19 protein-coding genes are annotated in these 24,771 nt (G+C 73.2%); 7 read left to right on the top strand and 12 right to left on the bottom strand.

The genetic code is table 11. The features are described from left to right. Positions 1-44 precede the first annotated feature (44 nt). The 6 genes from ABEE00_RS02650 to ABEE00_RS02625 all read right to left on the bottom strand — a co-directional run bounded on the left by ABEE00_RS02650 (position 45) and on the right by ABEE00_RS02625 (position 6,198). On the bottom strand, positions 45-983 hold the full coding sequence (locus ABEE00_RS02650) for a cation diffusion facilitator family transporter (protein ID WP_345743507.1): 939 nt from the start codon (positions 981-983) through the stop codon (positions 45-47). 83 nt (positions 984-1,066) lie between these two features. Further along, positions 1,067-2,281 (bottom strand): mannose-6-phosphate isomerase, class I, encoded by a 1,215-nt coding sequence (gene manA, locus ABEE00_RS02645; RefSeq protein ID WP_345743506.1) that lies wholly within the window; start codon positions 2,279-2,281, stop codon positions 1,067-1,069. A 90-nt stretch (positions 2,282-2,371) separates the two neighbouring features. Continuing rightward, on the bottom strand, positions 2,372-3,568 hold the full coding sequence (locus tag ABEE00_RS02640) for an SIS domain-containing protein (protein ID WP_345743505.1): 1,197 nt from the start codon (positions 3,566-3,568) through the stop codon (positions 2,372-2,374). Between the two features lie 115 nt (positions 3,569-3,683). Continuing rightward, entirely contained in the window at positions 3,684-3,863 is a 180-nt protein-coding gene (locus ABEE00_RS02635; protein WP_345743504.1) for a Trm112 family protein, read from the bottom strand. Positions 3,864-4,127: 264 nt separating this feature from the next. Continuing rightward, the gene (locus ABEE00_RS02630) at positions 4,128-5,486 is read right to left on the bottom strand and encodes a phosphomannomutase/phosphoglucomutase (protein ID WP_345743503.1); all 1,359 of its coding nucleotides are present in this window, start codon (positions 5,484-5,486) and stop codon (positions 4,128-4,130) included. Between the two features lie 250 nt (positions 5,487-5,736). Further along, positions 5,737-6,198, bottom strand: coding sequence for a DUF3499 domain-containing protein (locus tag ABEE00_RS02625; RefSeq protein WP_345743554.1), 462 nt, complete (start codon positions 6,196-6,198; stop codon positions 5,737-5,739). A gap of 280 nt (positions 6,199-6,478) precedes the next feature. Between ABEE00_RS02625 and ABEE00_RS02620 the strand changes: the two genes are divergently transcribed. After that, positions 6,479-6,988 (top strand): metallopeptidase family protein, encoded by a 510-nt coding sequence (locus ABEE00_RS02620; RefSeq protein ID WP_345743502.1) that lies wholly within the window; start codon positions 6,479-6,481, stop codon positions 6,986-6,988. Positions 6,989-7,108: 120 nt separating this feature from the next. Here ABEE00_RS02620 and ABEE00_RS02615 read toward each other — a convergent pair whose 3' ends face one another. The 3 genes from ABEE00_RS02615 to ABEE00_RS02605 all read right to left on the bottom strand — a co-directional run bounded on the left by ABEE00_RS02615 (position 7,109) and on the right by ABEE00_RS02605 (position 13,052). Then, positions 7,109-8,647, bottom strand: a complete 1,539-nt coding sequence (locus ABEE00_RS02615) for a DUF5719 family protein (RefSeq protein ID WP_345743501.1) — start codon at positions 8,645-8,647, stop codon at positions 7,109-7,111. Then, the gene (locus ABEE00_RS02610; protein ID WP_345743500.1) at positions 8,644-12,594 is read right to left on the bottom strand and encodes a glycosyltransferase; all 3,951 of its coding nucleotides are present in this window, start codon (positions 12,592-12,594) and stop codon (positions 8,644-8,646) included. Before ABEE00_RS02610 ends, ABEE00_RS02615 begins: the two co-directional genes overlap by 4 nt. A 194-nt stretch (positions 12,595-12,788) precedes the next feature. After that, on the bottom strand, positions 12,789-13,052 hold the full coding sequence (locus tag ABEE00_RS02605) for a WhiB family transcriptional regulator (protein WP_004952403.1): 264 nt from the start codon (positions 13,050-13,052) through the stop codon (positions 12,789-12,791). A gap of 629 nt (positions 13,053-13,681) precedes the next feature. Here ABEE00_RS02605 and ABEE00_RS02600 point away from each other — a divergent pair. The 3 genes from ABEE00_RS02600 (at position 13,682) to ABEE00_RS02590 (ending at position 16,627) form a co-directional block, all read left to right on the top strand. Then, entirely contained in the window at positions 13,682-14,185 is a 504-nt protein-coding gene (locus ABEE00_RS02600) for a cysteine dioxygenase (RefSeq protein WP_345743499.1), read from the top strand. Positions 14,186-14,303: 118 nt separating this feature from the next. Next, positions 14,304-15,275, top strand: a complete 972-nt coding sequence (gene cofD / locus ABEE00_RS02595) for a 2-phospho-L-lactate transferase (protein WP_345743498.1) — start codon at positions 14,304-14,306, stop codon at positions 15,273-15,275. Then, complete coding sequence (locus ABEE00_RS02590; RefSeq protein ID WP_345743497.1) at positions 15,272-16,627, top strand: coenzyme F420-0:L-glutamate ligase; 1,356 nt, start codon at positions 15,272-15,274, stop codon at positions 16,625-16,627. Before cofD ends, ABEE00_RS02590 begins: the two co-directional genes overlap by 4 nt. A gap of 77 nt (positions 16,628-16,704) precedes the next feature. On the opposite strand, the gene ABEE00_RS02585 is transcribed toward ABEE00_RS02590, so the two are convergent. The 3 genes from ABEE00_RS02585 to ABEE00_RS02575 form a co-directional block, all read right to left on the bottom strand. Then, the gene (locus ABEE00_RS02585) at positions 16,705-17,616 is read right to left on the bottom strand and encodes a DNA-3-methyladenine glycosylase family protein (RefSeq protein WP_345743496.1); all 912 of its coding nucleotides are present in this window, start codon (positions 17,614-17,616) and stop codon (positions 16,705-16,707) included. A 43-nt stretch (positions 17,617-17,659) separates the two neighbouring features. Then, on the bottom strand, positions 17,660-18,742 hold the full coding sequence (manB, locus tag ABEE00_RS02580) for a mannose-1-phosphate guanylyltransferase (RefSeq protein WP_345743495.1): 1,083 nt from the start codon (positions 18,740-18,742) through the stop codon (positions 17,660-17,662). 123 nt (positions 18,743-18,865) lie between these two features. Continuing rightward, positions 18,866-20,506, bottom strand: coding sequence for a peptidoglycan recognition protein family protein (locus ABEE00_RS02575; RefSeq protein WP_345743494.1), 1,641 nt, complete (start codon positions 20,504-20,506; stop codon positions 18,866-18,868). Positions 20,507-20,673: 167 nt separating this feature from the next. Between ABEE00_RS02575 and ABEE00_RS02570 the strand changes: the two genes are divergently transcribed. The 3 genes from ABEE00_RS02570 to ABEE00_RS02560 all read left to right on the top strand — a co-directional run bounded on the left by ABEE00_RS02570 (position 20,674) and on the right by ABEE00_RS02560 (position 24,754). Then, positions 20,674-21,435 (top strand): TIGR03089 family protein, encoded by a 762-nt coding sequence (locus ABEE00_RS02570; RefSeq protein WP_345743493.1) that lies wholly within the window; start codon positions 20,674-20,676, stop codon positions 21,433-21,435. A gap of 184 nt (positions 21,436-21,619) precedes the next feature. Further along, the gene (locus tag ABEE00_RS02565) at positions 21,620-22,828 is read left to right on the top strand and encodes an LCP family protein (protein WP_345743492.1); all 1,209 of its coding nucleotides are present in this window, start codon (positions 21,620-21,622) and stop codon (positions 22,826-22,828) included. 123 nt (positions 22,829-22,951) lie between these two features. Then, positions 22,952-24,754: an LCP family protein gene (locus ABEE00_RS02560; RefSeq protein ID WP_345743491.1), complete on the top strand. Its 1,803-nt coding sequence runs from the start codon at positions 22,952-22,954 to the stop codon at positions 24,752-24,754. Positions 24,755-24,771: the final 17 nt, after the last annotated feature.

The raw sequence follows: 24,771 nt of genomic DNA, 5'->3' as shown, positions 1-24,771 counted from the left end.
CGTTACCCGTAAGAGAATCCCCGTACGGAACACCCCGTAAGGGATCAGCTCTGCGGCTGCGACTGCGACTCGGGAGTCCTGAGGATGTCCGGCTCCAGGTAGATCACCCGGGCGATCGGGACCTCCGCGCGGATGCGCTCCTCCGCCGCGTCGATGGCGCGCGCGACCTCGGCGGCCGAATCGTCGTGCTGGACCGCGACCTTGGCCGCGACCAGCAGTTCCTCGGGGCCGAGGTGCAGGGTGCGCATGTGGATGATCGAGGTGACGGTGTCGCCGTCCACGATGGCGTTCCGGATCTTCTCGCGCTCGGCCGCGTCGGCGGACTCGCCCAGCAGCAGCGACTTGGTCTCGACCGCGAGCACCAGGGCGATCAGCACCAGCAGCACGCCGATGCACAGCGTGCCGACGCCGTCCCACACCCCGTCGCCGGTGAGCAGCGCCAGGCCGACGCCGCCCAGCGCGAGGACCAGGCCGACCAGCGCGCCCAGGTCCTCCAGCAGCACCACGGGCAGCTCGGGCGCCTTGGCGCGGCGCACGAACTGGCCCCAGCTGAGCCGCCCGCGCACCTCGTTGGACTCCTTTATGGCCGTACGGAAGGAGAAGCCCTCGGCGATGATCGCGAAGACCAGCACGCCGACCGGCCAGTACCAGTGCTCCAGCGAGTGCGGGTGCTGGATCTTCTCGTAGCCCTCGTACAGCGCGAAGACGCCGCCGATCGTGAAGAGCACGATGGAGACGAGGAAGCCGTAGATGTACCGCTCGCGGCCGTAGCCGAAGGGGTGCTCCTCGCTCGCCTCCTTCTTGGCCTTCTTGCCGCCGAGCAGCAGCAGTCCCTGGTTGCCCGAGTCGGCGAGCGAGTGCACGCCCTCCGCGAGCATCGAGGACGAACCGCTGAAGGCGAAGGCGACGAACTTGCTCGCCGCGATGGCCAGATTGGCCCCCAGCGCGGCGACGATCGCCTTCGTTCCGCCTGACGCACTCACTGTCTGTGCTCCTCCGTTGTCCGCGGGTCCGCGGCGTCCGGTCGTCCGGAAGTCCGGAGTCCGGTCCGCGGCGGCGGCCGCCGTCAGACGGCCACCGTGGCGCGGAAGAGCGTACCTTCACCGGAGATCCGGACCCGCTCCCCCGCCGGTACGAAGGCGGAGCGGCCGGGCTCCAGGGTGAGTTCGTCCCCCTTGTCGCCTTCCGCGATGTCACTGTGCACCGCGAGCGCGCCCCCCGTGCAGAGCAGGATCTGCGGGGTCTCCGCGGGCAGTTCGCGGGGCTCGCCGCCGGGCGCGAGGACATAGCGGGACAGAGCGAACTCGTCGATCGGCGTCTCGTACCGCTCGGCCCCGTCAGCGCCCGCCTCCGGGCGCAGCACGCCCGGGTCGCTCGGCTCGAAGCGGACGATGCGCAGCAGCTCGGGCACGTCCACGTGCTTGGGGGTGAGGCCGCAGCGCAGCACGTTGTCGGAGTTGGCCATGATCTCGACGCCGAGCCCGTCCAGGTACGCGTGCGGCACCCCGGCACCGAGGTAGAGCGCCTCGCCGGGCTGCAGCGTCACGTAGTTGAGCAGCATCGCGGCGATGACGCCCGGGTCGCCCGGGTAGTGGTGGGCGATCGAGGCGTACGCGCGGTAGTCGGCGGCGTGCGGCCCGCCGGACTCTGCGAGGCGCCCGGCGGCAGCGGCGGCCTCGGCGACCGTCCCGGCGATCTCCGCGCGGTCCGCGGTGAGCACGGCGGTCAGCACCTCGCGCAGCGCCTCGCTCGCGGGGCGGGCGCGCAGGATGTCGGCGTACGGCTTGAGGCCGTCGGTGCCCAGGCCCTCCAGCAGCTCGGCGGCCTCGGCGGCGCGGCGGAATCCGCACAGGCCGTCGAAGGGCGTGAGCGCGCAGATGAGTTCGGGCTTGTGGTTGGCGTCCTTGTAGTTGCGGTGCGGGGCGTCCAGCGGGACGCCGTCGGCCTCCTCCTTGGCGAAGCCCTCCTTGGCCTGCGCCAGGTCGGGGTGCACCTGGAGGGAGAGCGGCGAGGCGGCGGCCAGGACCTTGAGCAGGAACGGGAGCCGGGGCCCGAAGGCGCGTACGGACTCCTCCCCCAGCTCGCCCTCCGGGTCGGCCGCGATGATCTCGGAGAGCGGCGTCCCGCCGGAGCCGCGGTCGACGCGGGAGGGGGCGCCCGGGTGCGCGCCCATCCACAGCTCTGCCTGCGGCTGCCCGGTGGGCTCGGTGCCGAGCAGCTCGGGGATGGCGGTGCGGGAGCCCCAGGCGTAGGGGCGCACGGTGTTGTCGAGGCGGTCCATGTGGCGGGGCTTCACTCTCTCGAAGGGCTGCTGCGTGCCGCGTGCTGCGCGCGACGGGCTGCCGCGGTCGTTATGCGCCGGTCAGGGCCATCATGAGCCGTTGTCGGCCAGCGCGAGGTAAACGGCCGCGAAATCGGTGGTGGCGATCAGCTCGGCCGCGGCCTCCAACGGGCCGCTGCCCTCGGCCGGTTCGAGCTCGCCGACCGGCGCCTCGTGCCCGTACGCGAGGTCGCGCGCGGCGACCACGGCGGACTCCGCGTCCGGCGCGTGCTCGCGCAGCAGCACCACCCGCACCCGGCGCGGCTCGGGCTCCTCCACGCGGTCGCGGAAGAAGTCCTCCTCGGCGGGCGCGGGGCCGAAGGCGCCGCGCAGCAGCGCGCCGTGCGCGGTCATCGCCTCGGGCAGCCCGGCGGCGAGCGCCGGATATCCGGGGAGCCCCGTAAGGGTGCTCGCGGCGTGCCGGGCGACCGCGTGCGCCGCCTCGCCCTCGCTCCACAGCAGCGGGAGCGTCCCGGCGAGTTCGGCGGCGAGGGTCTTCGCCGCGTTGCTGTACGTCTCGATGGCGGGCCCGCACCGCTCGGCCACCTCGTCCAGCCGGTCGGCCACCGCCTCCAGCGCGCGCGTGTCCGCCTGTACGAGGCCGAGCCGGCCGCACAGCAGCAGCACCGGGGTGAGCATCGCCCACAGGGTGCCGGGTGCCGCGAGGGGTGCGCCGCCGTTGCCGGACTTGTCCGCGCCGTCCGCCCCTCCCGGCGCCCCCGCTCCGGCCTCCTGGACCTCGTACGCGCCCTGCGGCGGCGGGGCCAGCGGTACGGACAGGCCGCGGGTCTCGCCGATGCCCGCGGCCAGCGGGGCGCCTTGCGGGGAGACGGCGACGACGGTGCAGCCGCGCCGGTACGCCTGCTCCACCAGCGGGGTCAGGCCCGGCTCCGTGCCGTCGGGCGTGGTGATCAGCAGCAGGTCGAGGGGGCCGGCCCAGCCGGGGAGGGACCAGCGCAGCGCGCCGGGCTCGGGGCGTGCGCCGGTGGGGGCGATGAGGGTGACGGGGACGGCGCCGTGGGTGAAGGCGCCGAGCAGCCCCGCGACGCAGGCAGTGGCGGGTCCGGGGCCCGCGACCAGGATGCCGCGGGGGCGGCCCTCGGGGTTCAGCGCGTCGAGGCCGGACTCGGTCGCATACCGGAGCGCGGTGCGCACCCGGGCGCCTGCCTGGGCCGCGCCGCGCAGCAGCCCGTGGGCGTCGGCGCGGGCCAGGGCCTCGGGTTCGTCGAGGAGGAACTCGTCGAGCATCTTCCGGGGCCTCCGTTCGGCTGCCGTCTCCGGTCCGCCGGGGACCGGTACGGCGCGGGGGTCGTACAGGTCGGAGCGGCCGCCGCGGTGCCGGGGCCGGTCCTGTGCCGCCCGGTCAGGCGGGCTGCTGCCGCCGCGCCTCGTCCACGAGGAGCACCGGGATGCCGTCCCGCACGGGGTAGGCGAGGCCGCACTCGGCGCCGCCGGTGCACAGCAGCTCCTCGCCCTCCTCGCGGAGCGGGGCGTGGCAGGCCGGGCAGGCCAGGATGTCGAGCAGGCCGGCTTCGAGCGGCATGGGGTTCCCTTTCAGGAGCTGCGGAGCTGCCGGGGGCCGGGGCTCCCGGACGCGGTACGGACGGGCGCGGCCGCCGTGCGCCCAGGGTACCGCCGCTGACCCGCGCCCCGGCCGGGGCGTCGCCGAGCACGACGGCGCCCCGGCGCGGGATGGCGACCGGACCCGTACGGGGCTCCGGCCGGCGCCGGAGTGCCTGAGCCCGGCCCGTACGGGTTTCGGCTCGGGCCCGTACGGGATTCCGCCCGGCCCCCTACGGGGTTCCGCTCAGGCCCTGACGATGGCCAGGACCTCGTCGCGTACCCGGGCGCAGGTGTCCGCGTCGCGGGCCTCGACGTTGAGGCGGAGCAGCGGCTCGGTGTTGGACGCGCGCAGGTTGAACCACCAGTCGGCCGCCGTGACGGTCAGGCCGTCCAGCTCGTCCAGCTCCACGCCGTCCCGGGCCGCGTACGCCTCCTTGACCGCGGCGGCGCGCCCCGGCTGGTCGGCGACGGTGCTGTTGATCTCCCCGGAGGCCGCGTACCTGTCGTACGCGGTGAACAGCTCGGACAGCGGCCCCTGCTGCCCGCCCAGCGCGGCCAGCACGTGGAGCGCGGCGAGCATGCCGGTGTCGGCGTTCCAGAAGTCGCGGAAGTAGTAGTGCGCCGAGTGCTCGCCGCCGAAGATCGCGCCGCTGCGGGCCATCTCCGCCTTGATGAAGGAGTGGCCGACCCGGGTGCGCACCGGGGTGCCGCCGCTCTCCTTGACCACCTCGGGCACCGACCACGAGGTGATGCAGTTGTGGATCACCGTGGAGCCCGGCTCCTTGGCCAGTTCGCGGGAGGCGACCAGGGCGGTCACCGCCGAGGGGGAGACAGGCTCGCCGCGCTCGTCCACCACGAAGCACCGGTCGGCGTCGCCGTCGAAGGCCAGGCCGATGTCGGCGCCCGCCTCGCGCACCCGCGCCTGCAGGTCGGTGATGTTCTTCGGATCGAGCGGATTGGCCTCGTGGTTGGGGAAGGTGCCGTCCAGCTCGAAGTACATGGCGTCGAGTTCGAGCGGCAGCCCCTCGAAGACGCTGGGAACGGTGTGCCCGCCCATGCCGTTGCCCGCGTCCACGACCACCTTGAGCGGCCGGATCCGCGTGAGGTCGACGAGGGTGCGCAGGTGCCGCGCGTAGTCGGCGAGCACGTCGCGCTGCGTGATCGTGCCCCGGGCCGCGTCCGTCGCGGGCAGCCCGTTCTCGCTCCACTCCTCGACGAGTTCGCGGATGCGGTCCAGGCCGGTGTCCTGACCGACCGGCGCCGCCCCGGCCCGGCAGAGCTTGATGCCGTTGTACTGCGCCGGGTTGTGGCTCGCGGTGAACATCGCACCCGGCAGGTCCATGCTGCCGCTGGCGAAGTAGAGCTGGTCGGTCGAGCACAGCCCGATCTCGGTGACGTCGGCGCCCCGGCCGGCGGCGCCGCGCCCGAAGGCACGCGCGAGACCCGGCGACGAGGGCCGCATGTCGTGCCCGACCACGATCGCGCTCGCCTCGGTGACCTCGACGAACGCGGCGCCGAAGAGCTCGGCCAGTGAGGCGTCCCACTGGTCGGGCACCACACCGCGCACGTCGTACGCCTTCACGATCTGGGAAAGATCAGCCACGGCAGGCCCTCTCCTGGAGTGCTTCGGAGTGCTTGGACCGCCGGGTGCGTGCCGGACCGTGCGGCGCCGCGAAGGGACGCACCGGGTCCAACTCCCCAGCGGTGCGCCAAATCTACCCGCACCGGCTGAGAGGTCCATGAGCGCGGGCCGTGCGGGGGCTGTGCGCTGGCCGTACGAAGGGACCGCGCGGGAACGGCCGGACGGAAGGGCCGTGCGGAAGCGGTCACGCGGAAGGACCGCCGTGCGGGGCCTAGCTCTCCGGGGAGCGCAGCACGCGGAGATGGCCGCGGCGCGCGACCTCCATCGGGTTGGCCTCGCGGCCCTCGGGTCCGGCGGCGTGCTCGGGGCGCGCGCCGGAGGACGGCTCGGCCTGCCGCGGCGTACGCGCCGCCTCACGCACGGCGTTGGCGAGGGCCTCCAGGTCGTCGCCGCTGGGCCTGGCCTGCCCCGCGTCCACGGCGAGACGCACAACTTCCCAGCCACGGGGGGCAGTCAGGCGCTCGGAGTGCTCGGCGCACAGGTCATAGCAGTGCGGCTCGGCGTAGGTCGCGAGCGGTCCGAGTACGGCGGTGGAGTCCGCATAGACGTACGTGAGCGTCGCGACGGCGGGACGGCCGCATGCGGTGCGCGAACAGCGACGTACAGGGCTCACGACGTTGGACCGTACCGCACTCCTGAGCGGGCCGCGACGACTCTCCCCGACGTCACACAGCCGTGTCGTCCCGGTTCGCCGGGAACGCCTGATCTGCACAAAGCCGCCCGGGGCCCGCGCACATGGCGGGGAAACGATCCTCCCGGGCTCCGCGCTGGGCACGGAGGTCACCAAATGCGGTCATAGTGCGCGGATTTGGCGGTCACGCAAGGATCAGTAACGGGGCTGAAAATCGATGGGACCGGTCATCCGGCGACATACCGCCCGTGTTCGCTCCGTACCCGCTCCGTGACCGTTCGCCTGCCGCCCGCGGGCCGCGCGGCCGACTAGGCTCGGAGGGATGAACACCCCCGTACCGCCGCGCGGCCCCGAGGGCGCCGACGGCGCAGCAGGCACCGGCGCCGCAGGGCAGGAGGCGGCGGCCGCAGGGCCCGCAGGGCCGCGCCGCCGTGACCGGCACGGGCGCGGCATGCGCGGTCCGCTGGCCCCGCCGCAGGTCCCGCTCGCGGTGAGCCGCGCCGACTTCTTCGACGACCTCGTGCGCGACTCGGTGAACAGGCTGGAGCGCAGCTGGCCCGAGCTGGCCAGGGTGGAGTTCGCGGTGCAGGAGGTGCCGCGCAGCGACAACGGCGAACTGGACGAGGACGCCGTGGCCGTGCCGCTCGGCCGGACCGCCGAGGGCGACGGCGAGCACCCCGACCGGATCGTGGTCTACCGCCGCCCCGTGGAGATCCGCACCAGGAACAGGGACGAGCGCGCCCTGCTGGTCCACGAGGTCGTGGTCGAGCAGGTCGCCGAACTGCTGGGCATGGAGCCCGAGTCGGTGGATCCGCGGTACGGACAGGACTGAGCCCGCACCGGGCGCGGGTCCCGGCGCGTGCTCGGTGGCGGCAGCCGGCCGCCCGCTCAGTCGTCGTCCGGTTCCGTCGTCGTCCGGTTCAGTCGTCGTCCGGCTCAGCCGTCGTTCAGGTCAGTCGTCGTTCAGTACGGAGAGGTCCTGGCCCGACTGCGGGACCGGGACCGAGCCGCGGTCGTCGGGCAGCGTCTGGAGGGTGAATCCGGTCGTGCCGTTCACCTTCTTCTCCAGCATCCGGGACGCGTAGACCGGGCCTCCGGAGAGCCGCTCCACCGTGACCGCGCTGCTTCCCTTGCCGCCCTCGGGCGCGGGCGAGGGGAAGGACTGCGTGGTGCCGGGCTTCACCGTGTAGGTCCTGCTCGACGGGGTCCCGCCGTCACTGCCGGCCGAGGCCGTGACGCGTACCTTCGCCGGCTTGTCCTTCGCGGTGAGCGCGAGGGTCGAGCCCTTGCCGTTCGCGGGGTTGTCGGCGGCGGTGGCCCGCTTGTCGACGGGCGCGGTCGCTGGCACGAACGCGGTCTCCTGCTTGCCGCCCTTGCCGCGGGTGACCTGCGCGGCGGCGACCACCGGCGTGGCCTCGCCGCCGTCGGCCGGGGTGAGCTCCAGCGAACCCGCCTCGCCCTTGGTGAGGTCCTTCAGGTCGACCGCCGTGCTCATGCCGCCCTTCACGTGCACGGTCTCGTGCCCGGCCGGGCTGATCCGCCCGTTCTTGCCGGCCAGCCGGAGCTTGAGGTCGGCGTCGTTCTCGCCGGGCGCGAAGACCACGAGCCGCACCGAGGAGGCGTCCTCGGGGATGCCGGGCAGCACCGCCGAGGGCGCCGCGTCGGCCGTGGAGTCCAGCCAGTCGCCGCCCGCCTTCTTGTCGGAGGCCTGCACCTGGGCGCCCACCCGGCCGTTCCGCGCGACCACGTGCAGCGTGCCCGCGTCCACGGGCTCGGTGGTCAGCGTGGACAGCAGCACCGGCACGGTCGAGCGCGGCGGCACGGTGATGCCCTCGCCGGTGTCGCTGGTCGTGCGCCCGCCGGGCCCGTACATGTCGAGGTCGACGACCGCGCTGGTGCTGTCCGGGTTCGTCAGGTGTACGTAGTCCTCGCGCTGCTTCCCCGTGCTCGCGCCGGGGAACCAGAAGTCCGTGTCCGGGCTGCTGCACGCGCTGCCCTGGAGCCCGCGGCCCGCGCCCGCGCTCACGGTCGTGGTCTGCTGCACCGTCCAGCCGGGCGCGAACCGCCCGTCGGCGGAACCGACCAGCGCCGGACTGCCGCTGCTGTCGACGCTGCTGGTCACCGGGGTGCCGGGAGCCTTCAGCGGGACGACGGGCTTGTCGCTCCGCGCCCCGCCCTTCTGGCTGCTCTTGCCGCCGTCGGCCCGGGCCCGCTCCGCCGGATACAGCCCGGCCTCGCCCTTCCCGCTCCCGCCCTTGGGCGTGAAGCCGGTGTACGCCGTCTCCGCCACGTCCGAGTCGCTGGGCTGCGGGCACACCAGGGTGGAGCGCTCCACGGGCTTGCGGACGGCTCCCGCCGTGCTGCCGCCGCCCTGGTCGCCGGGTGCTGCCATGGCGGCCACGCCGGTCACCGCGGCGAGCGCGGCCACGGCGCCGATCAGGAAGGCGGGGGTGCGCGCGCCGCGCTGGGCGGCGCCGGTGCTGCGGTTCATCGCTGGTCGCTCCTGTCGCCGTACGGGGCGCCGTCGGTGCCGGGCTCGCCCGCCCCGCCCTGCCCGTACGGGTCGTACGGGTCATAGGGGCCCGGAGGCGGGGGCGGCGGGTACTGCCCGTACGGGTCGTACTGACCCTCGAACTGCGTCTCGTACTGCGCCTCGTACTGGCCCTGCTGCTGCTCCGGCAGCACGACCCCGCCGTAATCCCCGGCCTGCCCGTACGGGTCGTACTGCTGCTGCCCGTAGGGCTGTTGGCCCTCCCAGCCGGGGTACGCGCCGGGCTGGGCGCCCTGCTCCTGGCCGTACTGCTCGTACTGCTCCCCGTAGCCGCCGCCGAACTGCGCCGCGAAGGGGACCTGTTCCGGCTGCTGAGCGGGGAACCCGGGCGCGGCATAGGGCTGTTGCTCCGGGTAGGGCTGCTGCCCGGGGTCCGGCGCCATGCCGGGCTGCGGCACGCCGTGCTCGGGCACGCCGTGCTGCTGCCCGTACGGGTCGTAGGGGTCGTACGGGGGCTGCCCCGGCATCTCCGGGTCCCCGTAAGGGGGTTCGGGGACGGGCGGGACGGCGCCCTGATCCGCACCGGGGTCCTGCCCCTGGTCCGGCACGCGGTTCTCCCCCGCTGCGCGCAGCCGGCGCGCCCTGCGGCCCTCGCCCGCGACGGGCTGGGCCGGCACGGCCTCGGCCTCCGGCAGGTCGTCGTCGATCTCGCGGCGGCGCCCCGGCAGGGCGAGCACGACCACCACGGCGGCGAGCAGCCCCTGCGCCCACAGCCACGCGGCGTGCCCGAAGCCGCCCGCGTAGGTGAGCTCCAGCTTCCCGCCGTTGGCGGGCAACTTGAAGCCCTGCGCCCAGCCGTCCACGGTCACCGGGCTGAGCGGCTTCCCGTTCAGCGTGGCCTGCCAGCCGTCGTCGGCCGCGTCCGCGAGGCGCAGCACCCGGCCCTGCGGCCCGCCCTTGATCTGCGTGCTGGAGTCCACGGCACCCGCGGCGACCGGGACCGGCGCGGTCTCCTTGCCCGCCGCGGCGTTGCCCTGGGTGCCCGGCACGATGCTGACCCGGGACACCTCGCGCTCCACGCGCCACAGCGCGCTGCCGTCCGACTGGCTCAGCCGGGTCAGCCCCGGCGTCGCGTCGAGCACACGGCCCATCTGGCGCGGTGCGCCGTCGCGTACCAGCACATAGCGCACCGCGTACTTGCCGAGCTGGCTGGTCTGGTCGGCGCCCGAGCCCGCGACCAGATTGGCGACGATCTTGTCCAGGCGCGGGTTGTCGCCCGCCGTGGCCGCCAGGTCCGCGTCGCCGAGGCGGGCGCCGGCACCGCGCACGAGCGAGTACGCGACGTCGGCCGCCGCACCCGAGGAGCGGTCGGCCTCGCCGTCCATCACGAGCGTGCGCGCCTGGTCCTGGGTCTTGCTCTCCTCCGCGACGAACGCGGGCACCTGCTCGGGGCTGCGCCGGGACAGCGGCCCGTCGGCGCCGCCGATCATCCAGCCGAAGGCCGCGATCACCGGGGCAGCGGCGGCGGCCGCCGCGATCAGCGCGGCGACCGGCTGCCGCCAGCCGAAGCTCTGGCTCGCCACCCGCTCCTTGGCGCCCTCCGCGCCCATGACCGCGGCGCACAGCAGCGCCAGCCCGTACACCAGGGTCGCGGGCCCGGCCCACGCCGAGCCGTTGGACAGCCCGGCGAAGAGCAGCCCCGCGAGCGCGACCGCCCACGCCGTGCGGATCGCCAACTGCCGCTCGCCGCGCAGCAGCGCGGCGAGACCGGCCAGCACCACGCCGCCCAGCAGCAGACCGCCGGTGGCCCCTGGACCGCCCGGGCTGAGGGTGAGCAGATCCAGCGCGTCGGCCGAGCTCGCCCCGTACGGGATGCCGACCTCGCGCAGGAACAGCGCGGGGTCGGTCAGCAGCGACAGCGACCAGGGCGCCAGCAGCACCATCGGCGTGAGCAGCACGATCAGCGCCCGCAGCAGGACGCGCTGCCCGAACTCGCCGCGCATCGCACTCAGCACGAGCAGGCCCGCCATCAGCAGCAGCGCGATCGGCCACATCACCGGCGTGAACGCGGTGACGAAGGTCAGCAGCAGCGCGCACGCCCACGCGGCGCGCCATCCGGGGCGCCCGCCGCGCAGCCCGCTCACCGCGAGCCCGGCCCTGGCGAGCAGCGGCAGCACCATGGCGAGCACCGCGGTGCCGATGTGGCCGCCGGCCAGCGCGCCGGTCGCCGCGGGCAGGAAGGCGTACGCCACGCTCGCCCACGCGCGCAGCGGCCGGGACTCGGTCAGCGGGCGGGAGCAGAAGTACGCGCTCAGCCCGGCCAGCGGGACCGAGCACACCAGCAGCACCGTGAGCGCGAACCCCGTGCTGCCGAAGCACACGGTGGCCACCAGCGCCACGATCGCCAGATAGGGCGGCGCGGTCTGGGTGCCCCCGACACCCACCGGGTGCCAGCCGTCGAAGTACCGCGCCCACAGGTCGGAGACGTCGGCCGGCGCGGGGAGCAGCGCGCCGCCCGCCAGCGCGCCGCCGCCGAGCAGCGCCCGGCAGGCGACCAGCGAGACCACCAGCAGCACCGCGAACAGCATCGGGCCCGGCTTGCGCGCGACCCGCTTGAGCCGCGCGAACTGCTCGACCTCCAGGAAGTCGGCGTCGTCACCGCCGGGACCGCTCTCCACGGCGCCGTGCCGCCCGCCCGAGGACAGCTCGGGCTCCGAGCGCCCGCCGATGTTGCTGGCGACCTGCTCGACGGTGACCCGCACGGTCGCCCCGGGCGGCGGGAAGAGGTGCCTCAACTCCCCGTAGGGGACGTGCGGTTTGCCTCTCTTGCGGCGGGCCGCCGTGATCCGGCCTGGCCGCAGCAGGGCGCCGGTCAGCCCGGCGATCTCGTCGAGCGCCTGTCCCGGCACCTTGCCGACGAGGTACGCGAGGGTACGCAGCAGGGTGCCGAGCACCAGCCGCAGCAGCACCCACGGAAGCTTCTTGCCGGGGACGTTGGCGAGCAGCGCGTACACCGCTCCGGCCTTGTCCACGCGGTGGGGGCTGGCCCCGTTCCTGCTGGCCCGGCCGACGCAGTCCACGGGGCGCCGCTCGCGCGATGCCGCCTCCGCGTGCCGCATCATCGCGTCGGGCGCGACCAGCACCTGGTGGCCCGCCGCCTGGGCGCGCCAGCACAGGTCGATGTCGTCCCGCATCAGGGGCAGCCGCCGGTCGAAGCCGCCGAGCTGCTCGAAGACGTCCCGCCTGATGAGCATGCCGGCGGTGGACACCGAGAGCACCGACCGCACCTGGTCGTGCTGCCCCTGGTCCTGCTCGCGCCGCTCCAGGCCCGTCCACCTGCGGCCGCTGTTGGCGATCGAGACGCCGGCCTCCAGAAGCTGCCTGCGGTCGTACCAGCTCCGCAGCTTCGGCCCGACGACGGCGACCTCCGGGTGCGCGTCGGCGATGCGCAGGAGCTGCGCCAGCGCGTCGGGCTCCGGAGCGCAGTCGTCGTGCAGCAGCCACAGCCACTGGACCGGCTCGCCGTACGGCAGGTCCGGCATGTCGTACGCCTCGTCCCGCCAGGTGCGGTTGACCGGGTCCCAGCCGCTGGGACGCTTCAGATAGGTCAGCTCCTCGGGCGTGAGGACGGGCGCGGTGCGCGCCGCCTCCTCGACGGCCGAACCGAAGCCGGTACGCCGGGCCATGTGCAGCACACGGCCCTCGCCCAGGGCTTCGGTGACCAGTCGGGCCGAATCGTCCGCGCTGCCGGTGTCGGCGCCGATCGCGTACTGGACCGGGCGCTCCTGCCCGAGCAGTCCGGACAGCGCCTCGGGAAGCCACCGTGCTCCGTCGTGCGAGACGAGCACCGCGGTGACCACATGGCGCGGGAATTCGGGCGGTCCGGCAGAACCGAACGCCGCTGTGGCCGCCTCGTATTGGGCCGCCGGATGGCTGTGCACGGACATCGAGGTACGGGCCCTCCCCGGGGGTGCGGGGGCTTCCCCGGAAGACGCTGTGGTGGATGCGGTGGACACACGCGCCTCTGGGGAAGGCCGATGTGCCTCTGACGGCGCACCACACTAGCGGCTCACTACAGCGCACCTGCCTCGTCCGTGCTTAGTTCGGACAGGAGCTGGGCAGAGACTGCCCACCATGTCCCTTACACAGCGGCCTTCTTCAGTCGTCGGCGCTCACGCTCGGACAGTCCGCCCCAAATACCGAAACGCTCATCATTCGCGAGGGCGTATTCCAGGCATTCGGATCGGACCTCGCAGGCAAGGCAGACCTTCTTCGCCTCCCGGGTGGAACCACCCTTCTCGGGGAAGAACGACTCCGGATCGGTCTGCGCGCACAATGCGCGCTCCTGCCATCCGAGCTCCTCGTCCGCCTCTTCGACCAGCAGTTGTTGGAACAGCTCGGTCATGTGCGCGCCCCTCGTCCGTCTTTGCGTCCCCGTGATGCAGTCGTTATCGGGCCGGTCCGTTATCGAGTCGGACCGTTATCGAGTAGGCCCTGTCGAGTTGTGCTTCTTCGAGCCAGCCGTTATCGAACCCGCCTGAACGACACGGGTGAAATTACAAGTGTGCCGATCCGGGCCAGTCAAGCCGAGATCTGCTATTGAGCCCGTTATTCACTCTGCGGAACCAGTCTTACGCAGTAAGTGTTCATATCGGCACAAACCATGACATCGAGTCACGTTGACCCTCCACCTCGACGCAAGAGCGTCGATCACGCTCTGATCACAGATGCGCAACGGCGTTTGCCGGGGCGGATGGTGCGCCACTTGTCCTGTGCGGCGATCGCACAAACCTTTCCCCGGAGATCCCAACCGGATGCAGTGAAACATTGCGCCCAAATGAGACAAGGCATTGACATCAGGGCATGCCCTGTGGCTGCCTTGTCCCCATGTCAGTGACCTCCGAGCTCCGCACGGCCCGCTCCGCCGGGTCCCTTCGTGCTGCCGCGGGCGCGGGTCACTGTTGCTGTCGCTGCTGTTGAGGCACCCGCTTTTCTTCCTTCTTCCTCCCTCCAGCGCGAAAGCTCTCTCCTGACGTGAACAGCGACGTCGAGATCGCGGGCGACCCGCTCGCGGTTCCGCACCTTCTTCCGCCCGTTCCCGAACACCCCGCCACCGTCGCGGGATTCGCCGGACTGGCCCGCACCATCGCCGCCGACCGCGCCGCCTGGGAATCCCTGGTGCGGTACGACGCCACCACCCGCTGGTACCACCGGCTGCGCACCGGACCCGGTTACGAGGTCTGGCTGCTGAGCTGGCTGCCGGGGCAGGGCAGCGGCGCGCACGATCACGGTCCGTCCTCCGGCGTGCTCACCGTGCTCGACGGCCGGCTCACCGAGCACGCGCGCGGGACCGGGCGTGCTCTTCTTCCGGGCGCGCAGCGTGTGTTCGCGCCCGGTTATGTGCATGAAGTGATCAACGACAGCCTGGAACCGGCCGTGAGCCTGCACGTCTACTTCCCGGGGCTGACCGAGATGCCGATGCACGCACCGCACTGCGCGGCCCCGGCGTACGAGCCGAGGCAGGCGCTCACCACCTGACGGGGCCGCGCCCGCCCCGGCCACCACCCTCCTGTGCGACAGGCTCCGCCTGACAGGCCCGCCCGTCGCCCAGCCACCACCCTCCTGTAGGACAGGCTCCGCCTGACAGACTGCTGGCATGCAGCGGATTGTGGTTCTGGCCGGGGGCATCGGCGGTGCCCGTTTTCTTCGTGGTCTCCAGGCCGCCGTGCCCGACGCGGAGATCACCGTGATCGGCAACACCGGCGATGACATCCACCTCTTCGGGCTGAAGGTCTGCCCGGACCTGGACACCGTGATGTACACGCTGGGCGGCGGCATCCACCCCGAGCAGGGCTGGGGCCGGGCCGATGAGACCTTCGCGGTGAAGGAGGAGCTGGCGGCGTACGGCGTGGGCCCCGGGTGGTTCGGGCTCGGCGACCGCGACTTCGCCACGCACATCGTGCGGACGCAGATGACCGGCGCCGGTTATCCGCTCTCCGCCGTGACCGAGGCACTGTGCGACCGCTGGCAGCCCGGCGTGCGGCTGCTGCCGATGACCGACGACCGGGTCGAGACGCACGTGCTGATCGAGGACCCGGACGATCCGGACGGCGGCCAGAAGGCCGTGCACTTCCAGGAGTACTGGGTGCGGCTGCGCGCCTCGGTCGACGCGCAGGCCGTGGTGCCGGTCGGCGCCGACGCGGCGAAGCCGGCGCCCGGCGTGCTGGAGGCGATCGCCGACGCCGACGTGATCCTCTTCCCGCCGTCCAACCCGGTGGTCAGCGTGGGCACCATCCTCGCGGTGCCCGGCATAAGGGAGGCCATCGCCGAGGCCGGAGTGCCGGTCGTCGGCCTCTCCCCCATCGTCGGCGACGCGCCCGTGCACGGGATGGCCGACAAGGTGCTGGCGGCGGTCGGCGTGGAGTCGAGCGCGTCGGCGGTGGCCCGGCACTACGGTTCGGGGCTGCTCGACGGGTGGCTGGTGGACAGCGTGGACGAGGGCTCCGTCGCGGACGTCGAGGAGGCGGGCATCCGCTGCCGCGCCGTGCCGCTGATGATGAAGGACACCGAGGCGACGGCGGAGATGGCGCGCGCCGCGCTGGCGCTCGCCGAGGAGGTACGCGCGTGACGCTCGGCCCCGAGAGCCCGTCCTCGTACCAGGTCTGGGCGCTGCCCGGCATTCCCGAAGTGCAGCCGGGCGACGACCTGGTGAAGCTCATCGCCGCTGCCGCCACGGGGCCCGGGCTCCCGGGCCTCGCGGACGGCGACGTACTGATCGTGACGTCGAAGATCGTCAGCAAGGCCGAGGGCCGGGTGCTGGTGGCCGACGACCGCGAGGCGGCCATAGACGCGGAGACGGTGCGGGTGGTCGCGCGGCGCGGTCCGGCGCGGATCGTGGAGAGCCGGCACGGTTTCGTGATGGCGGCCGCGGGCGTGGACGCCTCCAACACCCCCAAGGGCACGGTGCTGTTGCTGCCCGAGGACCCGGACGCCTCGGCCCGCACGGTGCGCGAGGGCATCGCGGACGTGCTGGGCGTGGACGTCGGCGTGGTGGTCACCGACACCTTCGGGCGGCCGTGGCGCGAGGGCCAGACCGACGTCGCGATCGGGGCCGCCGGCGTACGGGTGCTGGACGACCTGCGCGGCGGGGTCGACGCGTACGGCAATCCGCTGGGCGTGACCGTCACCGCGGTCGGCGACGAACTGGCCGCCGCGGGCGAGCTGGTGAAGGGCAAGGCCGACGGACTGCCGGTCGCGGTGCTGCGCGGACTGCCGCAGCACGTGCCCTCCCTCACCGACGACCCCGAGGACGCGGCGCGGGAGCAGTCGGCGCGGGAGCTGGTGCGGGACGCGGCCAGCGACATGTTCCGGCTGGGCACGTCGGAGGCGGTGCGCGAGGCGGTCACGCTGCGGCGCACGGTGCGGGAGTTCACCGACGAGCCGGTGGATCCCGAGGCGGTGCGGCGCGCGGTGGCCGCGGCGGTCACCGCTCCGGCGCCGCACCACACGACGCCGTGGCGGTTCGTGCTGCTGGAGTCGGAGGAGTCGCGCGCCCGGCTGCTGGACGCGATGCGCGAGCAGTGGATCGCGGATCTGCGCGCCGACGGCAAGTCCGAGGAGAGCATCGCCAAGCGGGTGCGGCGCGGCGACGTGCTGCGCGACGCGCCCTATCTGGCCGTGCCGTGCCTGGTCATGGACGGTTCGCACGACTACCCGGACGCGCGCAGGTCGGCCGCCGAGCGGGAGATGTTCGTGGTGGCGAACGGCGCGGGCATCCAGAACTTCCTGATCGCGCTGGCCGGCGAGCGCCTGGGCTCGGCGTGGGTGTCCTCCACGATGTTCTGCCGCGACGTGGTGCGCGAGGTGCTGGACCTGCCCGGCGACTGGGACCCGATGGGCGCGGTCGCCGTGGGCCACGCGGCGGCACCGCCGAGGGAGCGGCCGCCGCGCGACGGCGCGGACTTCATCGTCAGCAGGTGAGCATCGTCAGCAGGTGAGCAGACCGGCAGCCCGGCGGGCGCCCCGTACGGGAACCCCCTGGGTGCCCTGACGCCCCGTCACAGTCGCGCGATGTCCCCCACGGGGAAGCGCGGCCGGCGGCGGGGCGGTGCGTGTCCTGTGAGGCAGATGAGCCGGGCCGCGCGGTGCCGCTGGCCCTCGTACGGGGCGAGGAGCTCCAGCATTCCCTCGTCGTCCACGGTGCGCTCGCCGGTCAGCGCGTAGCCGACGATCCGCGGCAGGTGCAGGTCGCCGACGGTGATCGCGTCGGGCGCCCCGTTGCTGCGCTGGAGCGTCTCGGCCGCGGTCCACGGGCCGATGCCGGGGATGGCCTGGAGCCTGCGCAGGGCCGCCTCCAGCTCCATGTCCGCGGCCTCCTCCATGCGCGGGGCGCGCTGAGCGGCGCGGATGACGGCGGCCGAGCGCTTGGAGTCCACGCCGGCGCGGTGCCACTCCCATGAGGGGATGCGGCACCAGTCGCGGGGCTCGGGCATCACCTGCAGCCTCTCGTGCGGGCCCGGGGCCCTCTCGCCGAAGCGGCGCAGCAGCAGGCGCCAGGCGCGGTACGCCTCGTCGGCCGTGACCTTCTGCTCCAGCACCGAGGGGATCAGCGACTCCATGACGAGTCCGGTGCGCGGGAGCCGCAGCCCGGGGTTGCGCCGGTGCGCCTCGCGTACGAGGTCATGGTGGGCGGTGAAGGCGCTCGGATCGTCCAACTCGCCCAGCAGTGCCGGGAGTTGGTCCAGCATCCAGGTGGCGCCCGCGCCCCATGCCTCGGCCCGTACGGTCCGTGCTTCCTGGGTCAGGCGCAGCGTGGCCGGGCCCTCGGGGGTGCGGCTGGCGCGCCAGACGGCGCCGTCCTCGGCGCGGTACGCCGGGTCGTGCGGTCCGCGCTGGAGCACACGCAGGGTCCGCCGCAGGTCGTAGTGGGGCGGCGGGGTCCAGGTACGGGTGAGGGGCGGCGCGGACACGCCCGCAAGGTTAACGAGCCCGCGCACCGCCCCCGCCCCTCGCCTACTGGTCGGAGGAGAAGCGGACCGAGCCCGCGGGTATCCGTGCGTCGCACCACACCCTGATGCCCTCGCGCAGCTCGTTGCCCTCGCCGATCTCCGCGCCGTCGCCGATGACCGCGCCGTCCAGCACGGTGCCGGCGCCGATCCTGGCGCCCTCGCCGATCAGCGAGTCGCGGATCTGCGCGCCGCCGTCCACCACGGCGCCGTCCAGCACCGTCGAGCCGTCCACCCGGGCGCCGGGGCCGACCACCGCGCCGGCGCCGACGACCGTACCGCCGGTCAGCTTCGCGTCGGAGGCGACCTGCGCCGTTTCGCGTACGAGGCTGTCGCCGCATCTGCCCGGCACGGCCGGCGAGGGTGCTCTGCCCAGCACGAGGTCGGCCGAGCCGCGCACGAAGGCCTGCGGGGTGCCGAGGTCGAGCCAGTACGTGGAGTCGACCATGCCCTGGAGGTGCGCGCCGTCGGCGAGCAGCCCGGGGAAGGTCTCGCGCTCGACGGAGACCGGGCGGTCGTGCGGGATGGCGTCGATCACCGAGCGGTCGAAGACGTACGCGCCCGCGTTGATCTGGTCGGTGACGATCTCCTCGGGCGTCTGCGGCTTCTCCAGGAAGGCGGTCACCCTGCCGTCCGCGTCGGTCGGCACGAGGCCGTAGGCGCGCGGGTCGTCGACCCTGGTCAGGTGCAGCGAGACATCCGCGCCCGAACCGGTGTGGGTGTCCACCAGGGCGCGGATGTCGAGTCCCGTGAGGATGTCGCCGTTGAAGATGAGCACCGGGTCGCCGGGGGCCGAGTGCAGGCGGGAGGCGACGTTCCTGATCGCGCCGCCCGTGCCCAGCGGCTCATCCTCCGTCACGTACTCCAGGTGCAGGCCGAGTTGGGACCCGTCGCCGAAGTACGGCTCGAAGACCTCGGCGAGGTAGGAGGTGGCCATCACGATGTGCTCGACCCCCGCCGCCCTCGCCCGCGCGAGCTGGTGGGTGAGAAAGGGCACGCCTGCCGCCGGGACCATCGGCTTCGGCGTGTTCACGGTCAGCGGGCGCAGCCGGGTGCCCTTGCCCCCGACCAGGAGAATCGCTTCTGTCACCTGTTTCTCTGCTTCCTGAACGGGGCCCTTGGCCGGGTGGCCGGCGGCCAGTGTAAGCGGATGCGGACATCCCGCCCGGCGGCCACCCGTACCGCCCAGGAGCAGCGGCTTCGGTCGTTCCGGTCAGCGTCCCTGAAGCCGTGCCGCGGTGAACCGGATGGAGCCGAGCTTGCTGTAGAGCTGGGAGCCGGGGCACGAGGTGCTGTAGCCGTCGCGGTGCCCCGAGACGGTGTGAAGCCTGACCTTGCTGCCCTTCTTGTACTTGCCGCCCCCCGAGACGGCCCACGACGTCCCCCCTGCGTTCACTCCGCTCAGCCCGAGCTTCCACGCCGTGAGCTTCGCCACGGCGGTGGTCGCGGCGTTGGTCGGACGGGACGAACCGAACGAACCGAGCACCGCGATGCCCGTGCTGTTGGAGTTGAACCCGTAAGTATGGGCGCCCTTGACCGGTTTGGCCACCCCGCCTGCCCGGCCCTCGTAAATGGTCCCGCACTTGTCGATCAGGAAGTTGTAGCCGATGTCCCGCCACTTACTGCTCTTGACGTGGAAGCGGTAGATCGAACGCAGGATGCGGGGTACCTCACGGCAGCTGTAGTTGTTGCTCATGGCCGTGTGGTGGACGAACGCCCTGTGCACGGTGCCGGTGTAGGAGAAGCCCTTCTCCCGCCACTTCTCGTTGGCGCCCCAGCCGTGCCGGGTGACGATCGCGGGGCGCGGACCGATGCGGCTCTCGACGGCGCGCTGGTCGTCCCCCGACCCGGATTTCGCGGCGGCGGCGGCCTGTGAGCCGTACTCCGCCTCGGTCTGCTCCTTGGTGAGCGCGGGGATCACGTCACGCTCCTGGTCGGGCTGCCCGGGCTGCTGCGCGGAGCCGGGCTTCTTCGCGGGCTGCTGGGCGGCTGGCTGCTTCTGCTCGGCGGGCTTCTGCTGAGGCTGAGCGGCCGGCTTCTGCGCCTCGGGCTTCTTCGCCTCGCTGGACTCCTGCCCGGTGGCGGGCTTCTCCGCGGTGGCGGGCTTCTCCGCGGTGGCGGGCTTCTCCGCTGCGCCGGGCGCCGGCTTGGTCTCGGAGGCCGGGCGGGCCTGGTCGTCCTGGCCCTGCTGCGAGCCGGACGCCGCGCCTGACCCCGTCGCGGGGGCGGAGCCCGAGCCGGTCACCGCGTCGGTCACCGCGTCGGCCGTCGAGTCGGGTCCCGGGTCGACGAGTTCGAGGCGCAGGCCCTCGGGGAGCACCGACTCGTGGTGGACGCGGACCTGCACGCCGTCGGAGTTGCCGGCCCACATGGGCGCCGACGAGCCGCGCCCCGCGTCCCCCGCGTCGGGGCCGTCCTCGCTGTGCGTCTCCAGGTCGCGCCAGGGGGTCCAGCCCTTGCCGCCCTTGTCGTGGGTGCGGACCTCGACGCGTCCGTGCAGCTCGGCGTCGGGGCGGTCCCATACGACGCCGACGAGCGAGAAGGGGTCGACCTTGCGGGGCTTGAAGAGCCGGGGCCCCTTCTCCCCCGCTCCCCCGCCGCCGCGGGCGGGCCCGGAGAGCGCGAGGGGCAGGGACTGGGTGCTGCCGGGGAGTTGGGCCGCCGCCTTCCTGCCGCGGTCGCCGTCGCCCGACCGCGCCGGTGCCGCGGGGGCCTCGGCGGCAGCGGCCTGTCCGGGGGACGTGGCGCGGGAGGAGAGCGTGGCGGAACCGTCGGGCGAGGAGGGGCCGGTGAGAGGGAGCAGCAGCGCCGCCGAGCACGTGACGCCGATCGCGGAGACAGAGAATGCACGCATAAGTCAAATGCTGGACATACAGTCACAATTCTGTCCATCCGGAACTGACGCCTCGTCGGACGCCGGGGCCCCGCCCGCGCCCTCGCCGGCGGGCTTCTTTCGTACGGACGTTCCCCGCCGCCTGCCTGACGGTTCGTCGGAAAGCGGGCGCCCGTACCCTTACGGCGATGAACACCACCGATCGCACCCCCGCCGACCTGCTGCGTTCCGCCCTGGCCACGGATCCGGGACGCCCGCTGGTGACCTACTACGACGACGCGACGGGCGAGCGCGTCGAGCTGTCCGTCGCGACGCTGGCCAATTGGGTTTCCAAGACCGCGAACCTCCTTCAGGGTGACGTCGCCGCCGAACCGGGTGACCGCGCCGTGCTCCTGCTCCCCGCGCACTGGCAGACCGCGGTGTGGCTGCTCGCCTGCTCCTCCACCGGTGTGGCCGCCGCACCCGGCGGTGATCCGCGGGGCGCCGACCTCGCCGTCAGCGGTCCCGGCGCCGAGCAGCTGGAGGCGGCGCGCGCCTGCACCGGAGAGCGGATCGCGCTCAGCCTGCGCCCGCTGGGCGCGCGCTTCCCGCAGCCGCCGGAGGGCTTCCACGACTACGCCGTCGAAGTGCCGGGCCAGGGCGACCAGTTCGCTCCGCTGGCCCCGGTCTCGGGGGACGACGTCTTCCTGGAGCTGCCCGACGGCACGGAGCTGACGGGGGAAGAGGCCGTACGCCGCGCCCGCGAGGACGCCGCCGCGCTGGGCCTGGAGCAGGGCTCGCGCCTGCTGACCGGCGGCTCGTACGACGACTGGGAGGGCATCAGCACGGGGCTGCTCGCGCCGCTGGCGGCCGGCGCCTCCGTGGTGCTGTGCCGCAACCTCCAGGAGCTGGACCCCGCCGCGCTCGACAAGCGCAAGGAGGACGAGCGGGTCACCCACACCGCCGTCTGAAGGTGGCCGCCCGCGCCGCCCGGTTCCATGATCGGCACAGCGTGCTCGCGCATTCCGCAGCACCGGCGCACGCCTGCCGCGTACAACCCCGGCGCGGTCCGGGGCGTCTGACTGCGTGACCGGCGTCGGTGTGTGCCCGTGCGCTGCTCGCACGCGCCACCGACACCGGGAGGATGACACCGCCGTGACCGACGCCGGGAACGACCCCACGGGTTCCGCGCCCGAGGAGCAGCGACAGCGGCCCCGCCGCCGCTGGCTCCGCTGGACCGCGCTGGGCTCGGCGGTGCTGGTGCTGGCCGCCGGGGGCGTCGCCGTCCATCTCTACCGGTCGCTCGACGACAACATCCACACGGATGTGGACACGGCGGAGGAGCTCGCGCAGTACGAGAAGGAGCGACCGGCGCGGCCGCCCGGCGCGGCCCGCAACATCCTGCTGCTCGGCTCCGACAGCCGCGCCGGGCGGAACTCCGGCTACGGCGGCGGGGACGACAGGCAGCGCTCGGACACCACGATCCTGCTGCACCTGGCGGCCGACGGGCGCAGCGCGACCGGGGTGTCCGTCCCGCGCGACCTGATGGCGCGGGTGCCGGAGTGCACCCGACAGGACGGGAGCGTGGAGGCGGCGCGGTTCGCGCAGTTCAACTCGGCCTTCGAGGAGGGGGGCCCGGCCTGCACCATCCGTACGGTCGAGAAGCTCACGAAGATGCGCGTGGACCATCACCTGGTGGTCGACTTCGACGGCTTCAAGAAGATGGTGGACGCCGTGGGCGGGGTCGACGTCTGCGTACCGGCCCCGGTCGACGACAAGAAGGCCCAGCTCAAGCTCCCCGCGGGGCGGCAGACGCTGCACGGCGCCCAGGCCCTGGGCTACGTACGGGCGCGCGGTGCGCACGGCGGGCTCGGCGACGGCAGCGACACGCAGCGGATGGAGCGGCAGCAGGCGTTCCTCGGCTCATTGGTGAAGAAAGCGCGGAGCACCGGTGTGCTCCTCAATCCGGCAAAGCTCTATCCCGTGCTGAACTCCGCGACCTCGGCGCTCACCGCCGACGCGGGCCTGGATTCTCTGACGGAGCTGTACGAACTCGTGCGCAGCGTCCGGAATATCCCCGAGGACCATGTGCGATTTCTGACCGTTCCGCGACGGTCGTACCCGCCCGATATCAACCGCGACGAACTCGTGCAGCCGGAAGCGGGCCGGCTCTTCGCTCGGCTGCGCGCCGACCGCCCCGTGCGCACCTCGGCGTCAGCGGCCGCCGACGCCGGTGACCGTGTGGGTGACCGCACATCGGGGCCCCGCGGCGCCCCGGGCGATGACGGGCGCGGGACCTACGACGGGCGGTCGGCGGCCGAGGACATCTGTGCGAGGGAGCACGCTGGGAATGGGGGGAATTGACCGCTTCTAAGTCCGTGGAATCAGTCACCGACGTCGCTCACCAAGGAATACCCCGGTTAGTGTGAGCGCTCCGGTCCGCCCCGAGGGGCGACGCCAGGCGGTAAATGGAGGACTTACGCAATCGTGAACGCGCAAGGCCGTGGGCACGCGGGCGATATCGATCCCGCGGATCAGTGGGTGTTCGATCCGAACACCGGCAGCTATCAGCTCCGGCTGAATGACGCTGCCGACGGCTCCGCCTCGGAGCAGGGCAGCGCCCGCCCCACCGCACCGCGCCAGAGAAGATCCTCCACCGGTTCCCGCCGCTCCAGGGGCGCGGACCGGGCAGGCGCCGCGGAGGGCGCGGGGGCGGCGGGCGAGACGGCCGCCGCGCACGGTTCGGGCGGCCGCCGCGTGCCGGGGCAGCGCCGCAAGGGCAAGAAGGTGTCGGGGGCCGCTGCGACGGCCGGTGCCGCGACGGTGGCCGGACACCGGTCCGGAGGCCACGGGCGGCGCAGCCGCCGGGCGCGCACGGGGCTGTCGAAGAAGCAGAAGGCGCTGCGCTGGGGCGGCGGCGCGCTGGGGCTGCTCCTCGTCGCGGGCTGCACCGGCGGCTACATCTTCTACGACCAGCTGAACGGCAACATCAGCAAGGTCGACGTCGGCATGAACAACGCCGCGACCACCGACGGGCCGGTCAACATCCTCGTGATGGGCACCGACAAGCGCGACGGCAAGGGCAACGCGGGCTACGGCGACACCGGCAGCGTCGGGCACGCGGACACGACGATATTGCTGCACGTCTCCAAGGACCGCTCCAACGCCACGGCGCTGTCCATCCCGCGCGACATGCTCACCGACATCCCGGACTGCCCGACCAAGCAGAAGGACGGGACGACCAAGACGATCCGCGGCCAGCAGCAGGCGCGCTTCAACACCAGCCTGGGGCAGTCGGAGCGCGACCCGGGCTGCACCTGGCGCACGGTCGAGAAGATGGTCGGCATCAAGATCAACCACTTCATGCTGGCGGACTTCAACGCCGTGAAGGAGCTGTCCACCGCGGTCGGCGGCGTGCCGGTCTGCGCGGGCAAGGAGATCAACGATCCCAAGTCGCACCTGCACCTGACGCCCGGCAAGCACACCGTGAAGGGCGAGCAGGCGCTGGCCTTCGTGCGCACCCGGCACTCGGTGGGCCTCGGCAGTGACCTCAGCCGCATCGAGCTCCAGCAGCAGTTCCTCAGCTCGCTGATGCGCAAGATGCAGTCCGGGGACACGCTCAGCAGCCCGTCGAAGCTGATGGACCTGTCCAGCGCGGCGACCAAGGCGCTCACCGTGGACACCGGCATCGGCACCGTGGGGAAGCTGTACGACCTGGCCAACGACCTCAAGCAGGTCAAGCCGAAGAACATCACCTTCGCGACGCTGCCGGTGCTGGACAACCCCGACGACCCGGCGACCGTCATTCAGGACAAGGCGAAGGCGAAGCCCTTGTTCAACATGATCCGCAACGACCAGTCGCTGACGAAGACCAAGCAGGAGAAGGCCAAGAAGAAGAAGGCAGCACTGAACGCCAAGCAGGCCCCTGCCTCCGAGGTGAACGTCGCCGTGCAGAATGGCGGCGGCCCGCCCGGCGCCGCGCAGCAGACCGCGGACTGGCTGGGCACCAAGGGCGTCGGCCAGGCACAGAACGGCGGCAACGCCGGGGGCGCGGGCGGCAAGACCAAGCTGGAGTTCAGCCACGCGCAGGCGGGGCAGGCGGCGACCGTGGCCCATCTGCTGGGCCTGCCGAAGTCGGCGCTCAAGCCCGGCTCCGGGGGCGGTGGGGCGATGAAGCTCACGCTGGGCCAGGACTTCAACGGTCCCGGCAAGCCCGTGGAGGTCGAGCACAAGGCGCCGGCCGGCGTACAGAACGTGAACGGCAACGACAAGAACATCTGCGCGAAGTGAGCCCGGTCCCCCGGTCG

The organism is Streptomyces odontomachicola (assembly GCF_039605595.1).
In the GTDB taxonomy this organism is placed as follows: Bacteria; Actinomycetota; Actinomycetes; order Streptomycetales; family Streptomycetaceae; genus Streptomyces.
The sequence above is the reverse complement of the archived record's forward strand: the minus strand, read 5'-3'. Positions and strand labels throughout refer to the sequence as shown.

What these genes read in the sequence shown, in the direction of transcription:
- ABEE00_RS02635 (WP_345743504.1), bottom strand. Translation starts at nt 3,863, where the DNA reads ATGCCGCTCGAAGCCGGCCTGCTCGACATCCTGGCCTGCCCGGCCTGC.
- cofD (WP_345743498.1), top strand. Translation starts at nt 14,304, where the DNA reads ATGCAGCGGATTGTGGTTCTGGCCGGGGGCATCGGCGGTGCCCGTTTT.
- manA (WP_345743506.1), bottom strand. Translation starts at nt 2,281, where the DNA reads ATGGACCGCCTCGACAACACCGTGCGCCCCTACGCCTGGGGCTCCCGC.
- ABEE00_RS02605 (WP_004952403.1), bottom strand. Translation starts at nt 13,052, where the DNA reads ATGACCGAGCTGTTCCAACAACTGCTGGTCGAAGAGGCGGACGAGGAG.
- ABEE00_RS02640 (WP_345743505.1), bottom strand. Translation starts at nt 3,568, where the DNA reads ATGCTCGACGAGTTCCTCCTCGACGAACCCGAGGCCCTGGCCCGCGCC.
- ABEE00_RS02620 (WP_345743502.1), top strand. Translation starts at nt 6,479, where the DNA reads ATGAACACCCCCGTACCGCCGCGCGGCCCCGAGGGCGCCGACGGCGCA.
- ABEE00_RS02610 (WP_345743500.1), bottom strand. Translation starts at nt 12,594, where the DNA reads ATGTCCGTGCACAGCCATCCGGCGGCCCAATACGAGGCGGCCACAGCG.
- ABEE00_RS02615 (WP_345743501.1), bottom strand. Translation starts at nt 8,647, where the DNA reads ATGAACCGCAGCACCGGCGCCGCCCAGCGCGGCGCGCGCACCCCCGCC.
- ABEE00_RS02575 (WP_345743494.1), bottom strand. Translation starts at nt 20,506, where the DNA reads ATGCGTGCATTCTCTGTCTCCGCGATCGGCGTCACGTGCTCGGCGGCG.
- ABEE00_RS02570 (WP_345743493.1), top strand. Translation starts at nt 20,674, where the DNA reads ATGAACACCACCGATCGCACCCCCGCCGACCTGCTGCGTTCCGCCCTG.